Below are 14,354 nucleotides of genomic sequence, written 5' to 3'. Positions count from 1 at the left end.
GATTGCTAAAGGCTAAGCATGGATAAGGCGGGGTCGGAGAAATCCATTATAGCGCTGGAAGGCTGGCTGCAAACGCCCGCAGGTGTGTACATGCGTGCGTGGGAACAAAGCTGTCTCGATAATTTAACAGCGGATATCTTCGGCTACAACGCGGTGCAGATCGGCATGCCGCAAATCGACGCCCTGGCCGCCAGCCGCATGCCCTACAAACTGCTGGCCGACCGCAAGCCGCGCGCCGCGCAACCGCCGCTGCGCGCGGTCGACCTCACGCTCGACTACACCGAACTGCCGTTCGCCTCGCAAAGCCTGGACCTGGTCGTGCTGCCGCACGTGCTGGAGTTCTCCACCGACCCGCACCAGGTGCTGCGCGAGGTCGAGCGGGTGCTGATCCCGGAAGGGCAGGTGATCATCTGCGGCTTCAATCCGGCCAGCCTGTGGGGCGCGCGCCATGTGCTGCGGCGCGTCGGCGGCACCTCCTTCCTGCCGCGCACCGAGGAGCTGATCTCTATGCCGCGCATGAAAGACTGGTTAAAATTGCTGAATATGAGCGCCAGCCAGAGCCACTTCGGCTGCTATGCGCCGGCCTGCCGCACAGAAAAATGGCTCAACCGCTACGCCTTCATGGATAATGCCGGCTCGCGCTGGTGGCCGTACCTCGGCGGCGTCTACATCATACAAGCAGTCAAGCGCGTCAAGGGCATGCGCTTGATCGGTCCGGCATGGACCAGAAAAACGGCAACCGCCCCGGCGGTGGTGCCGGTCACAAACAAACAACGGGAACAGCAGGATGGATGATAAGGTTGAAATTTTTACCGACGGCGCATGCAAGGGCAACCCTGGCCTGGGCGGCTGGGGCGCGCTGCTGGTGGCCGGCAACGCCGAGAAGGAAATCTTCGGCGGCGCGCGTGACACCACCAACAACCGCATGGAGCTGCAGGCGGTGATCGAAGCGCTGAGCGCGCTCAAGCGGCCGTGCACGGTGGTGCTGCACACCGACAGCCAGTACGTGCAGAAGGGCATCAGCGAGTGGATCCACGGCTGGAAGGCGCGCGGCTGGAAAACCTCGACCAAGGAACCGGTCAAGAACGACGACCTGTGGAAGGCGCTCGACGCGGCGCAGCAAATGCACACCGTCGAGTGGCGCTGGGTGCGCGGCCACAATGGCCACCCGGGCAACGAGCGGGCCGACCTGCTGGCCAATCGCGGCGTGGAAGTGGCGCGCGGGCGCTGATATACTGCGCTCTGCAATTAATTTCGGACTACTATGCGCCAAATCGTACTCGATACGGAAACCACCGGTATCAACCCCAAGCTGGGCAACCGCATCCTGGAAATCGGCTGCGTCGAGCTGCTCGACCGCAAGCTGACGGGCAACAACCTGCACTTCTACATCAATCCGGAGCGCGAATCGGAAGAGGGCGCGCTGAACGTCCACGGCCTGACCACCGAGTTCCTGAGCGACAAGCCGAAGTTCCACGAGATCATCGACCAGCTGCGCGCGTACATCCAGGGCGCCGAAGTCATTATCCACAACGCGCCGTTCGACCTCGGCTTCCTGAACCACGAGTTCAAGCTGCTCAACCTGCCGGACTTCACCGACCACATCGGCGGCGTGATCGACACGCTGGTGCAGGCCAAGGAGCTCCATCCTGGCAAGCGCAACTCGCTGGACGCGCTGTGCGACCGTTACGGCATCTCCAACGCCCACCGCAAACTGCACGGCGCACTGCTGGACGCCGAGCTGCTGGCCGACGTCTACCTGGCCATGACCCGCGGCCAGAACAGCCTGGGCATGGACGTGGAAGAAGAGGTGGTGGACCTCAGCGCGGCGCTGGAACCGGTGGCCATGGCCGAGATCATCTTCCTGCCGGCGTCGCAAGAGGAGCTGGCCGCCCACGCCGACACGCTCGCCGGGCTGGACAAGGCAGTCAAAGGCCAGTGCATCTGGACCGCCTCGATGACGCCGCAAGTGGCGGCATAAAACAGCTCTTGCGCTTCTTGCGGGCAAGGTCTATAATGCTCGCACTCGACGGGAGGTTAGCTCAGGGGTAGAGCACTGCATTCACACTGCAGGGGTCGCAAGTTCGAAACTTGCACTTCCCACCAAGAATTCAAAGTGAAATCAATCACTTACATAGAAAGCCGATCTTTAAACAGATCGGCTTTTTTGTTGAGTGTAATTTTTCAGTGTAATTTACTTTTTCCCCACCAGCTGCGAAAGCTTGTCCAGCGCCTCTCGCTGCGTCGTTTGCACGTTCGCGTGGCCCAGGATTTTGCTGATGGTGTAGAGCCCCCCCACAGGCTGAGCGTGATACTCGCACACGAGTGGCGCAGGTCGTGGAAGTTCGCAGCGGAGATGCCAGTCTTCACCCGCACGCGGCGCCATGCCGACTACACTGTATGCAAAGTCACTGCATGTCGGCGCAACTGCTGCTGGCTTGAGGAGGATTCCTCGTTATTTATATACTGCTCATCATTATCGACTGAAATCGAGTTCAATTCAGCTTCTAAGGGAAGTAAAAGAAATTCCAGACAGCCGCGATACCGAACAAACAGTAGCAAGTGGCGGTTAGCAATGCGAACCAAACAGGTGGTGCAGTGAGCGATTGAGAGACAGGCTTTCCCCACTTCGCAGTTGATTTTAGGAATTCATTCGTAGACAACATGAAAATTAGCAAGGCGCAGCCAAGATGAAATAAAACGCTCGGATCAACCCCGACCTCAGATTGTCTCAATGCCACATATAGCTGATATGTTGCAATGGAGCGTATGACCAGTTTCACGAAAAAATAGAGAACCGGCTTAAATGATCGCATGTCTACGAACCCCCCTTATCTAAGACTAGCCATTTACCGACCGCTTAAATTCACAAAAAGTAACAATGCTCATAAAAACAACATTAAGGTCTAGAAAAGATTGAGTTTGAGTAGGGCATCCGCGCAAGGAGCCATCCCGAGTTCTGCTGGCTGCGCGTCGGATATGTGCGGCCTCATCATTCGCAAATAGCGTTCCATTGATCTTCGAACGTGCGACTCACTTTTTATCGAGCTGAAATCCGTTCACGGACTGCGTCCCTGAATCTTTCCAGCGCACTCAAGCTGATCACCTTGGCAATCCACTAACGTACACCGATGAGTTCGACTTTGGCTTAAGATGTGGAGTTATCCACGCGACAATCGTTGTTGCTGGCTACTTAACCCACTGAAAGGCAGGCGAACATGCCCTCATCGACACCGCGCGGCTCCATGCTGCTGCTGTTACCTATTGCTTTGATTTTGGCCGTGGCCGCCGCGCTGTTCGCGTGGGTGGGCGGCTGGCTTGGCGGCCACGGCCTCACGCCGCAGAACATGATGGACACCGCCGAGGCGTCCGGCAAGCAGCAGCCGGGCTTCCGGCGCGCGCACAGCAAGGGCATCTGCTTTGCCGGCACGTTTGCGCCGACCGCCGAGGCGGCGAAGTTGTCGACCGCGCGGGCGTTTTCGCAGCCGTCGATCGCGGTCATCGGCCGCTTTTCGGCCTCGTCCAACAATCCCTATGCGCCGGACGGCGCGTCGCCGGTGCGTGGCATGGCGGTGCAGATCAAGACGGATGATGGCCAGGAGTGGCGCGTCGCCATGAACAGTTTTCCGTTCTTTGCCTCGTCCACGCCGCAGGGATTCCAGGCGCTGAACGAGGCCGGCTTGCCCGATCCTGCCACCGGCAAGCCGGATCCGAGCAAGATGAAGGCGGTGCTGGCCGCGCATCCGGAGATCGCCACCTTCCTGGCCTGGGCCAAGAGCGCGCCCCGCTCGGATAGCCTGGGCAACACGCGCTTCAACGGCGTCAACGCCTTCCGCCTGACCGACGCGCAGGGCGGCCAGCGCATGGTGCGCTGGTCGATGCGGCCGCGCACGCCGTTCGCGGCGATGACCGCCGAGCAGGCCGCCGATCCCAACTTCCTGTCGCAGGACCTCAACATCCGCCTGGCCGCCGGCCCGCTGCTGTGGGACATGGTGGTGCAAATCGCCGCGCCCGGCGATCCGATCACCGATCCGTCGAAGGCCTGGCCGGACACGCGCCAGGAAGTGACCATCGCCACCCTCAGCATCCAGCGCGCCGAAGCGCAGGCCGACGGCCCGTGCCGCGACCTCAATTTCGACCCGCTGATCCTGCCGACCGGCATCGCCGCCAGCGACGATCCTATCCTGCACGCGCGCTCGGCGGCCTATTCGGTGTCGTTCAACCGCCGCGAACACGAAATCAGCCAAGGCAAATCCGCCTATCCGACCAGCCAGAACGGGAGCGCCCGATGAATCGTCCACGTCACTTCAACCTGCTCGCGCGCCTGCTGCACTGGACGATGGCGCTCGCCATTCTCGCCATGCTGTTCATTGGCGCCGCCATGGTGGTGTCGCTGCGCCACCGCGATGAATTGCTGGCGCTGCACCGGCCGCTCGGCATCGCCATTCTGCTGCTGGCCATCGTGCGCCTGATTAACCGGATCACCCGGCCGACGCCGCCGCTGCCGGCCGATCTGCCGCTGATCCAGCAATTCGCCGCGCACGCGTCGCACTGGCTGCTGTACGGCCTGATGCTGACCATGCCGCTGATCGGCTGGGCCATGCTGTCGGCCGGTGGCTACCCGATCCCGATGTTCGGCGGCGTGCACCTGCCGGCCATCCTGCCGCACAACCCGGCGGTGTATGGCTGGCTGCGGCCGCTGCACGGCCTGCTGGCCTATGTGCTGTTCCTGACGGTGCTGGCGCACTTGGGCGCGGCCCTGTATCACGCCTGGGTGCGGCGCGATGAGGTGTTCGGCCAGATGGCCAAGGGCGAGTAAGCGCGGCGCCCGGCCTGCGTTGACAGTGCCGGGCATGAAAGCCATAATGCTGCGCTGAAAATTGTATTTACAAAAGGAACATAATGAGTTTGCCGCAATACATCACGATCAACGGAACCTCGTACGCCTCGGAGAACCTGAACGAAGCCGCCAAGATGCAAGCCCTGAACGTGCAGGTGGTCGACGCCGAACTGGCCCGTCTGCAGCAGCAGGTGGCGATCGCCCAGACCGCCCGCAACACCTATGTTGCCGCGCTGATCGAGGCGGTCAAGGGCAAGGGCCAGGCCGCCGAGGCGGTGGAAAAGCCGAAAAAGCCGCGCGCTCCGCGCAAGCCTAAGGCGACTGCCGCGGCGTAATCGCTGGCTGGTCGGCGCGGTTGTCGCCGGCCAGCACTTCCACATCCTTGAAGGCTTCGGCGTCGCCGGCCATCATTTCCTCCAGCTCCAGGCGGCCCTTGCGCGCCAGCGAGGCCATCTTTTCCTGATCCTGCTGGTGCGGATAGACTTCCATCAGCGTTTTCAGGTTGTGGGTGCGGAACAGGTTGGTGGCCTGCGCCGCGCGCTCGGCGCTCACGCCCAGCTGTTCCAGCACCTTGCCGCCCAGCTGCAGCGCCGCTTCAAACGTCTCGCGCTCGATCAGCGTGACGCCGCGGTTCAACAGCTCGTAGTAATGGTTGACGTTGCGCGCCCGCGCCAGCAGCGTCAGCGACGGGTAGCGCTCGCGCACCGCGTCCACCAGCGCCAGGCTGTCGGCCACGTCGTCGATGGCAATCACCAGCGCCCGCGCCTTGCCGATGCCGGCTGCTTCCAGCAGGTCGATGCGGGTGGCGTCGCCGTAGAATACTTCCAGGCCGAACCGGCGCAGCAGCTCGATCTGGTCGGGATCGTGGTCGAGCACGGTCACGCCGATGCGGTTGGCGCTCAGCAGACGGCCGATGATCTGGCCGAAGCGGCCGAAGCCGGCGATGATGACCGGGTTCTCGACCTCGATCTTGTCGGCCTGGCGCTGTTTCTTCGCGGCGCGCAGATGCGGCGCCACCAGCCGGTCGTGCAGCAACAGCAGCAGCGGCGTGGCCACCATCGACAAAGTCACCACCATCACCAGCATGGCCGAGGTTTCCGGCGCCAGCACCTTGGTGTCGACTGCGGTGCCGAACACCACGAAGGCGAACTCGCCGCCCTGCGACATCAGCAGCGCGAAGAACAGCCGCTGGCTGCGCGGGATCTCGAACCAGTAGGCCATGCCATACAGCAGCGCGCCCTTGACCAGCAGCAGGCCGCAGGTCAGGCCGACGATCAGCAGCGGCTGGGCGCGCAGGATGCCGAAGTCGGCCGACATGCCGACCGCCATGAAGAACAGGCCGAGCAGCAGGCCCTTGAACGGTTCCAGGTCGCTCACCAGCTGGTGCCGGTATTCCGAGTCCGCCAGCAGCACGCCGGCGGCAAAGGTGCCCAGCGCCAGCGACAGGCCGACCCATTCCATCAGCAGGCAGATGCCGATGATCAGCAACAGCGCAAAGGCGGTGAACAGTTCGCGCAGCCCGGTGCGCGCGAGCAGCCGCATGATGGGGTTGACCAGGCAGCGGCCAAAGGCCATCAGCGTCATGAACACGGCGCCGATTTTGACCACGCGCAGCCAGCCGCCGCCGCCATGTTCGGCGGCCACGCCGGCCAGCAGCGGCACCAGTGCGATCATCGGGATGGCGGCGATGTCCTGCAGCAGCAGGATCGAGAAGCTGGCCGAGCCGGCGGGACTGGACAGCAGCTTGCGCTCGCCCAGCGTGGCCAGCACGATGGCGGTGGACGAGAGCGACAGCCCCAGGCCGGCCACCAGCGCGATTTTCCAGTCGACGCCACACGCCACGCCGATGCCGGCCAGCACGGCGCTGACCACCAGCACCTGCGCGCCGCCCCAGCCAAAGATCGGCCGCCGCAGCGCCCACAGTTTTTTCGGCTCCAGCTCCAGCCCGATCAGGAACAGCATCAGCACCACGCCGAATTCCGAGATGCTCAGCACATCCTCGACATTGCCGATCAGCTTCAGGCCCCATGGGCCGATGATGGCGCCGGCGATCAGGTAGCCCAGCACCGCGCCCATGCCGACGCGCTTGGCCAGCGGCACCAGCAGCACGGCGGCAACCAGGTAAAAGGTGGTATGCAGCAGAAAACCATGTTCCATGAGATGAGCGGAGGCGTTGACGATGAGCCCATTGTAGCCGACCGTCCAGCTCGCGCCCTCTCTCTTACAGGCTCATGATCTGTTGGCCCATGGCGATGCCGGAGTCGGTCATGCGGTAGCCGGCTTCGCGCTGCTGGTGCTGCCATTCGCGCAGGCTGGCGTCGATGCCGGCGTGGTCGTTGCGCAGCGCCAGGGCCAGCGCCAGCGCGTTGGCGGCGGCCTTGGCCGAGCCGCCGGCGGTGTGCGGTCGCGGGATGAAGGCGGCGTCGCCCAGCAGGATGGCGCGGCCAAACACCATCTGGTCCATCTGCAGGTCCTGGATGGTTTGCAGGAAGATGTCGTCGGTGGCCGCCATCAGCTCCTGGAAGGCCGGCGCCAGCATGGCGCGGCCGTCGGCGCGCAGGGCCTCGGTGTCGGCCTGCTTGGCGGTGCCCGGCGGCAGCGAGTAGCTGTGCTGGCGGCCGGCGCGGTCGAGCAGCAGCGCCGGCAGCGCGGCGGCGTCGACCTTGCGATACCAGACCCAGTTCCAGCGCCGTTCGCCCGGCCGCACCGAGCCATCCTCGCCGGGCACCATGTATTCCAGCAGCATGTGGCCCGGTCCCTGCTGGAAGGCGAACGTGCCTTCCAGCAGGGAGCGCGCGCGCTCGGACACGCGCCGCTCCGGCGCCAGCCCGCGCCAGGCGACGTAGCCGGCGTAGCGCGGCAGGCTGCCGGGCCGCAGCAGTGCGCGCAGCGTCGAGTGCGGGCCGTCGGCGCCCACCAGCAGGTCGCCCACCGCGCTGCGGCCGCTGGCGAAGAGGGCGCGCACCTTGCCGTGGCCCGGCTCGAAGCCGACGAACTCCTCGCCGCTGTGGATCTGGTCGGCGGGGATGGTGGCGCGCATCATGCTGTACAGCGTGCCCCATGAGGTTTGCGTCTGCGGCATGAAATTGCGGTAGACCACGGCGTCGTCGCGGTCCAGGTAGATGCGGTCGGCCGACGGCACGCCGATGGCGTCGGTGACGCGGATGCCGGCGAAGCGCAGCGCCGCCAGCACGTCCGGCTGCAGCACCAGGCCGCCGCCGCGGCTATCGAGTTCGTGCGGCGAACGCTCGATGATTTCGAAGGTCCAGCCGATGGCGCGCAGCGTCACCGCCGTGAACAGGCCGCCGAGCGAGCCGCCGATGATGATGGCGTGGCGCGGCGTGAACTGGCGTCCGACGTCATTCATGGTAGTCCAGTTCGCGCAGCATGCGGCCCAGCGATTCGGCCGTCTGGGCGCCGGCGATGCGGCGGCCCTCGATCAACAGTTGCGGCACGCTGTTGACGTCGCGCTCGCGCGCCTCGCGCAGCGCGGCGGCGACCAGCGTTTCGGCCGCCGCGCCGTGCATATAGGCCAGCGCCGCCTCGGCGTCGAAGCCCTGGGCGGCGGCCAGGTAGGCCAGCGCCTTGGCGTCACCGATGTTGACGCCGTGCTCAAAATAGGCGGCGAAGATGGCGTCGAACAGCCGCGCGCTTCTGGCGCCGTCGCCTTGCTGCTGGGCGTAGGCCATCAGCTTGTGCGCCAGCCGCGTGTTGGGCGTGAGCCCGATGCGCTCGTAGTGAAACGCCAGGTCCACCAGCCGGCCGGCCAGCGTCACATCCTCGTCCATGCTTTGCGAGCGCGCCCAGTTGCCGAACTTGGCGCTGCGGTAGGCGTGCCGGCTCATGCCCTCGGCCGGCATGCCGGGATTGAGTTCAAACGGCAGGTAGCGGATATTGGCGCGGACGTGGTCGCGCGCCAGCGCGGTCTTCAGGTGCTGGTGCCCGATCCAGCACCACGGACAGATGAAATCCGAGGTGATATCGATGTCGATCGATGTAGCCATGATTGCTCCGAGGGTCAGAAATTAGTGCATGCCGGCGGCACGCATCAGCCAGTGCAGCAGCGTGGCCACCACGCCCAGGGCCGCCACGCTGAGGGTCCAGATCAGGGCCATCCAGCCCAGCCGGCCCAGCCAGAGTCGCGTGCCCATCAGTGGTATCCCTCGCCGAGCTTGACCTTGCCGCGGAACACGTAGTACGAGAAGCACGAGTAGCCCAGCACAAACGGCAGGATGAACAGCGTGCCGACCAGTGCGAAGCCCTGGCTGGCCGGCGCTGACGCGGCGGCCCAGATCGACAGCGTGGGCGGCACGATGTTGGGCCAGATGCTGATGGCCAGGCCGGTGTAGCCAAGGAAGATCAGCCCCAGCGAGGCCAGGAACGGCCCGTGGTGCGGCGCCTCGCCGGCCAGGGAGCGCAGCAGCAGCGCCACGCCGACCACCACCAGCACCGGCACCGGCGCGAACCACAGCATGCCGGGCCAGCTGAACCAGCGCGCGGCCACGGCCGGATCGGCCAGCGGGGTCCAGATGCTGACCGCGACAATGGCGCACACCAGCAGCAGCGCCAGCGGCCGCGCGGTGGTCAGCATGCGCTTTTGCAGCGCGCCCTCGGTGCGGAAGATCAGCCAGGTGCAGCCCAGCAGCGAGTAGGCCACCATCACGCCCAGCCCGCACATGACGGGGAAGGGCCGCAGCCAGTCCAGCGCGCGGCCGGCGAACTCCGGCCCGGCCGGGGTGTTGGCGATGGCGATGCCGTCCACGTAGGCGCCCAGCGCCACGCCCTGGAAGAACGCCGCCGTCAGCGAACCGCCGATGAAGGCCTTGTCCCAGATGTGCCGCTCGTGGTCCAGCGCCTTGAAGCGGAATTCGAAGGCGATGCCGCGGAAGATCAGGCCCAGCAGCATGAAGATCAGCGGCAGGTACAGCGCGCTGAGCACGATGGCGTAGGCGCGCGGGAAAGCCGCGAACAGCGCCGCGCCGCCCAGCACCAGCCAGGTTTCGTTGCCGTCCCAGACCGGCGCCACGGTGTTCATCATGACGTCGCGCTCGTGGCGGTCCGGCACGAAGGGGTAGAGCATGCCGATGCCGAGGTCAAAGCCATCCATCACCACGTACATGAACACGCCGACGAAGATGATGACGGCCCACAGGCTGGAAAGATCGATACCCATTATTGTGCACTCCCGTTGGTGGAAATCTGGTCCGGCGCGGCCGACAGCGGCCGGCTCGGCGTGTGCGCCTGGCCGGGACCGCCGGCCGGCGCGTGCCGGTCGTCGAACGGCACCGGCCCGCCGCGCATCAGGCGGAAGATGTAGACGATGGCGACGCCGAACACGAAGGCGTACACCAGCACGAACAGCAGCAGCGACAGCGCCAGCGTGTCGACCGAGTGCGCCGACACCGCGTCGCGGGTGCGCAGCAGGCCGTACACCACCCACGGCTGGCGGCCGATCTCGGTGGTGTACCAGCCGGCCAGGATGGCGACCAGGCCGGCCGGCCCCATCAGCGTGGTGGCGCGCAGCAACCACGGCGCGCGGTACAGGGCGCCGCCGCGGCGCTGCCACAGGCCGCACAGCGCCAGCAGGATCATGGCCATGCCCAGCCCCACCATCACGCGGAAGGTGTAGAAGATGATGGTGGCGTTGGGCCGGTCCTCTTTCGGGAAGTCCTTCAGGCCCTTGATCTGGCCGCCCCAGGTGTGGGTCAGGATCCAGCTGCCGACGCGCGGGATGGCGATCTGGAAGTGGTTGCGCTCCTGCTCCATGTCGGGAATGGCGAACAGGATCAGCGGCAGCGGCTCGTCGCCCTCGTTCTGCCAGTGGCCCTCGACGCCGGCGATCTTGGCCGGCTGGTGCGCCAGCGTGTTGATGCCGTGGGCGTCGCCGATCAGCGCCTGCAGCGGCGCGGTTACCAGCAGCATCCACATCGCCATCGAGAACATGGTGCGCACCGCCGGCGTGTCGTTCTTGCGCAGCAGGTGCCAGGCGCCGCAGGCCGCCACCACCATGGCGGTGGCCAGGAAGGCGCCCACGCTCATGTGCAGCAGGCGGAACGGGAACGAGGGATTGAAGATGATCTGCAGCCAGTCGCCCGGCACCAGCACGCCGTTGACGATCTGGTAACCTTGCGGCGTCTGCATGAAGCTGTTGGAGGCGAGGATCCAGGTGGTGGAGATCAGCGTGCCGATCGCCACCATGGCGCTGGCGAAGGCGTGCAGGCCGGGGCCGACGCGGTTCCAGCCGAACAGCATCACGCCAAGGAAGCCGGCTTCAAGGAAGAAGGCGGTCAGCACCTCGTAGGTCAGCAGCGGGCCGGTGATGCCGCCGGCGAACTGCGAGAAAAAGCTCCAGTTGGTACCGAACTGGTAGGCCAGCACGATGCCGGACACCACGCCGATGCCGAAGTTGACGGCAAAGATCTTCAGCCAGAAGTGGTACAGGTCGCGGTAGACCTCGCGTTTGGTGCGCAGCCAGCACAGTTCCAGCACCGTCAGGTAGCTGGCCAGGCCGATCGACAGGGCCGGAAAGATGATGTGGAAGGACACCGTAAAGCCGAACTGCACGCGGGCCAGATCCAGGGCGGTGAAACCGAGCATGTATATTCTCCCGATGATGGAGGGCGGGCGGCGGGCGTCCGTTACGCCCTGCCGCACGATCAACCTCCATCATAGTGAGGTATGATGCGCTGCGAAATTCGCATACGGTAGGCTTGCTGCTCTGACCTTTGGTGCGTGTGGCCCTCCCCGGAGTCGGGGGAGGCGTGCCCATGCCATTGGGATAGGCCATCTGGCGGTGGAGGCGGGCGGCGGCCTGCCCCTAGACTACAGCCCTGTCCATTTTTGGAATTCTTCCCCATGAACGATGCCGCCTATGCCATCCTCGCGGCCGGCGCCGGCGCCATGCTCGGCCCGCCGTTGCGCTACGGCTTGAGCCTGCCGCAGAGCCGCGATGTGGCGCAGATCGCCGTCAACGCGCTGCTGGTCAACCTGGTGGCCGCCTATTTCGTCGGCGCTGCCGCCGGCGTGTTTGACGTGCTGAACCTGCCGCCGCCGTGGAAACTGCTGTTCATCGCCGTGCTGTCGGCCGTGCTGTCGGCGTTTTCGACCTTTTCCGCCGAGCTGCTGGCGCGGCTGCGCGAACGGCGGCTGGGCTGGTCGTCCCTGCTGCTGTTGCTGCATGTCGCCGGTTCGCTGGTGATGACGGTGGCCGGCATCGCCAGCGTGTCGCTGCTGCACGGACCGGGGACGAATTGACAAAACTGCGCAAAATTGCGCTGCGCTGAGCAGTAATGCCAATATAATCAGAGGTTTGTAACGTTACTACATTATTCTATGCCCGCTCGGCCCCGGTTTTTGTTTCCTCTGCGGTACCTGTTGATCATGCTCACCGCGATCGGGCTGCTGCCGCTGGCGTTGCTGGGGGCGTGGAGCATCCACACCGTCAGCGACTATCAGCAGCGCGACCAGGAGCGGCTGCTGCTGGACCTGGCGCGCGCCGTCGCCACCGCGGTTGACGCCGAACTGGATGGCGTGGTGTCGACGCTGACCAGCCTGGGGCACGCGCCGGCGCTGCACAGCGGCGACCTGCGCGGCTTTTACGACGTCGCCAGCACGGTGGCCAAGGGCCAGCCGGAATGGCTGGGGATCATCCTGACCGACGACAGCGGCAAGGTGCTGTTGCGCACCATGGACGATTTTGGCGCCGCGCCATCGACGCCGGTGGTCGATCCGGCCAGCCTGCGCCAGGTGCTGACCACGCGCCGGCCGGTGGCCGGCCATGTCGCCCGCGGCCCGCGCGGGCGTGCCGCCTTCCCGGTGCGGGTGCCGCTGACCGCGGCCGATGGCAAGCGTTACACGCTGACGGCAGTGATCCTGCCGGACCGCATGGTGCGGCTGATCGAGCGCCAGCAGGCGCCCGGCGGCGCGGTCACCGCCATCCGCGACGGCGCGCTGTCGGTGGTGGCGCGCTCGCAGAACCAGGACAGCGCGGTCGGCAAGACCCCCAGTCCGTCGCTGGTGCGGCTGATGCGCGACAACGGCGCCGAAGGCGTGGGCCAGGCCGTCACCAGCGAAGGACAGGAGATGACGGCCGCCTACACCACGATGTCACATTACGGCTGGGCGACGGTGGTGGCGCGGCCGGCGGAACAGCGCCACGCCGGCGCGTTCCAGAGCCTGGGCACCTACGGCGCCGGCATCGTGGCGTCGCTGCTGCTGTGCATCGGTCTGGCCTCGCTGCTGTCGCGCCGCCTGGTCGCCGCCATCCACGCGCTGCAGCAGGGCGCGGCGGCGCTGGGCTCGGGCGCGCCGCTGGTGGTGGCGCCCTCGTCGATCGCCGAAATCGCCGCCATCGGCCAGGGGCTGGAGCAGGCCGATCTTCAGCGCGGCGCGCGCGAGCGCGAACGCAAGCAACTGCTCGATACCCTCAACCAGACGCTGGACGAGGCGCGCCGCGCCGGCCGCGCCAAGGACGAATTCCTGGCCGTGTTGGGCCACGAGTTGCGCAACCCGCTCAGTCCCATCGTCACCTCGCTCGACCTGCTGGACCGGCGCGACGACCCGGCCAGCCGCAAGGAGCGGGCGGTGATGCGGCGCCAGGTCATCCACTTGCGGCGGCTGGTCGACGACCTGTTGGACGTGTCGCGCATCACCACCGGCAAGTTCCAGATCGACGCCCAGCCGGTCAACCTGGCCGAGGTGGTGCGGCACGCGGTGGCGGCGGCGCCGGGGCAGCAGGTGACGCTGTCGGCGCCGGAGTCGGTGTGGGTGCAGGGCGACGACAGCCGCCTGACGCAGGTGCTGAACAATCTGTTGTCCAACGCCGCCCGCTTCGGCAGCAGCATCACCGACGTCACGCTGTCGCGCGACGACACGCATACCCGGCTGGTGGTCAGCGACAACGGTATCGGCATGAGCCAGGAGTTGTTGGCGCGGGTGTTCGAGCCGTTCCAGCAGGCGCCGCAATCGCTGGCGCGGCGCACCGGCGGCCTGGGGCTGGGGCTGGCCATCGTCCGCAAGATCGTCGAGCTGCACGGCGGCCAGGTGACGGCCAGCAGCGCCGGCGCCGGCCAGGGCAGCCGCTTCGAGGTGACGCTGCCGCTGGTGGCGCCGCCGGAGGTGGCAACGGCAGACGCGCCGCGGCCGGGCGCCGGCGGCCTGCGGGTGCTGCTGGTGGACGACAACATTGACGCCGCCGCCACCGGCGCCGCGCTGCTGGAACTGATGGGCCACGAGGTACGCGTGGCCCACACCGGCACCGGCGCGCTGGACGCCTTGCGCCAGCAGTTGCCGGACGTGGCCATCCTCGACATCGGCCTGCCGGACATGGACGGCTACGCGCTGGCGCGGGCGATGCGCGAGCAGGCCGCCGGCGCGCCGCTGCGGCTGGTGGCACTGACTGGCTACGGCCAGAAGGAAGACGTGGAACGCGCGTACCAAGCCAACTTCGACCTGCACCTGACCAAGCCGGCCGCGCTGGCCGACCTGCAGCGCGCCACGGCGCCGTTGTAGCCGT

Annotated in this window: 14 protein-coding genes and 1 tRNA gene; 9 read left to right on the top strand and 6 right to left on the bottom strand. The window is 66.1% G+C overall.

The genetic code is table 11. From position 1 onward, the window contains the following. Positions 1-18: 18 nt before the first annotated feature. From FHW58_RS07560 to FHW58_RS07530, 7 genes are all read left to right on the top strand, one after another. On the top strand, positions 19-795 hold the full coding sequence (locus FHW58_RS07560) for a class I SAM-dependent methyltransferase (RefSeq protein ID WP_179672432.1): 777 nt from the start codon (positions 19-21) through the stop codon (positions 793-795). After that, the gene (rnhA, locus tag FHW58_RS07555; RefSeq protein ID WP_179672431.1) at positions 788-1,231 is read left to right on the top strand and encodes a ribonuclease HI; all 444 of its coding nucleotides are present in this window, start codon (positions 788-790) and stop codon (positions 1,229-1,231) included. Before FHW58_RS07560 ends, rnhA begins: the two co-directional genes overlap by 8 nt. A 33-nt stretch (positions 1,232-1,264) precedes the next feature. Further along, entirely contained in the window at positions 1,265-1,981 is a 717-nt protein-coding gene (dnaQ, locus tag FHW58_RS07550) for a DNA polymerase III subunit epsilon (RefSeq protein WP_179672430.1), read from the top strand. 50 nt (positions 1,982-2,031) lie between these two features. Next, positions 2,032-2,106, top strand: a tRNA-Val gene (locus FHW58_RS07545). Between the two features lie 1,112 nt (positions 2,107-3,218). Then, on the top strand, positions 3,219-4,292 hold the full coding sequence (locus FHW58_RS07540) for a catalase family peroxidase (RefSeq protein WP_218892641.1): 1,074 nt from the start codon (positions 3,219-3,221) through the stop codon (positions 4,290-4,292). After that, on the top strand, positions 4,289-4,819 hold the full coding sequence (locus tag FHW58_RS07535; RefSeq protein ID WP_179672429.1) for a cytochrome b: 531 nt from the start codon (positions 4,289-4,291) through the stop codon (positions 4,817-4,819). Before FHW58_RS07540 ends, FHW58_RS07535 begins: the two co-directional genes overlap by 4 nt. A gap of 83 nt (positions 4,820-4,902) precedes the next feature. After that, entirely contained in the window at positions 4,903-5,175 is a 273-nt protein-coding gene (locus FHW58_RS07530) for a DUF6447 family protein (RefSeq protein WP_179672428.1), read from the top strand. Here the strand turns inward: FHW58_RS07530 and kefC are convergent. From kefC to FHW58_RS07500, 6 genes are all read right to left on the bottom strand, one after another. Then, positions 5,153-6,997 (bottom strand): glutathione-regulated potassium-efflux system protein KefC, encoded by a 1,845-nt coding sequence (gene kefC / locus FHW58_RS07525; protein ID WP_179672427.1) that lies wholly within the window; start codon positions 6,995-6,997, stop codon positions 5,153-5,155. The two genes, FHW58_RS07530 and kefC, sit on opposite strands and share 23 nt — an antisense overlap. 64 nt (positions 6,998-7,061) lie before the next feature. Then, a complete protein-coding gene (locus FHW58_RS07520) occupies positions 7,062-8,207 on the bottom strand; it encodes an FAD-dependent monooxygenase (RefSeq protein WP_179672426.1) in 1,146 nt (381 codons plus the stop codon). Further along, positions 8,200-8,844, bottom strand: coding sequence for a DsbA family oxidoreductase (locus tag FHW58_RS07515; RefSeq protein WP_179672425.1), 645 nt, complete (start codon positions 8,842-8,844; stop codon positions 8,200-8,202). The genes FHW58_RS07520 and FHW58_RS07515 overlap by 8 nt, the downstream gene beginning before the upstream one ends. Positions 8,845-8,865: 21 nt before the next feature. Further along, a complete protein-coding gene (locus FHW58_RS07510; RefSeq protein WP_179672424.1) occupies positions 8,866-8,991 on the bottom strand; it encodes a DUF2474 domain-containing protein in 126 nt (41 codons plus the stop codon). Then, the gene (gene cydB / locus FHW58_RS07505; RefSeq protein WP_179672423.1) at positions 8,991-10,013 is read right to left on the bottom strand and encodes a cytochrome d ubiquinol oxidase subunit II; all 1,023 of its coding nucleotides are present in this window, start codon (positions 10,011-10,013) and stop codon (positions 8,991-8,993) included. Before cydB ends, FHW58_RS07510 begins: the two co-directional genes overlap by 1 nt. Beyond that, positions 10,013-11,437 carry a cytochrome ubiquinol oxidase subunit I gene (locus tag FHW58_RS07500; protein ID WP_179672422.1) on the bottom strand — a complete coding sequence of 475 codons (1,425 nt, stop codon included), beginning with the start codon at positions 11,435-11,437 and terminating at the stop codon, positions 10,013-10,015. The genes cydB and FHW58_RS07500 overlap by 1 nt, the downstream gene beginning before the upstream one ends. Positions 11,438-11,695: 258 nt before the next feature. On the opposite strand from FHW58_RS07500, the gene FHW58_RS07495 reads away from it, so the two are divergent. Both FHW58_RS07495 and FHW58_RS07490 read left to right on the top strand, forming a co-directional pair. Beyond that, a complete protein-coding gene (locus tag FHW58_RS07495) occupies positions 11,696-12,094 on the top strand; it encodes a CrcB family protein (RefSeq protein WP_179672421.1) in 399 nt (132 codons plus the stop codon). Between the two features lie 126 nt (positions 12,095-12,220). Then, on the top strand, positions 12,221-14,350 hold the full coding sequence (locus FHW58_RS07490) for an ATP-binding protein (protein WP_229265077.1): 2,130 nt from the start codon (positions 12,221-12,223) through the stop codon (positions 14,348-14,350). Positions 14,351-14,354: the final 4 nt, after the last annotated feature.

The organism is Duganella sp. 1224, assembly GCF_013408245.1.
GTDB lineage: Bacteria > Pseudomonadota > Gammaproteobacteria > Burkholderiales > Burkholderiaceae_D > Rugamonas.
This window is presented reverse-complemented; position numbering and strand designations above follow the sequence as displayed.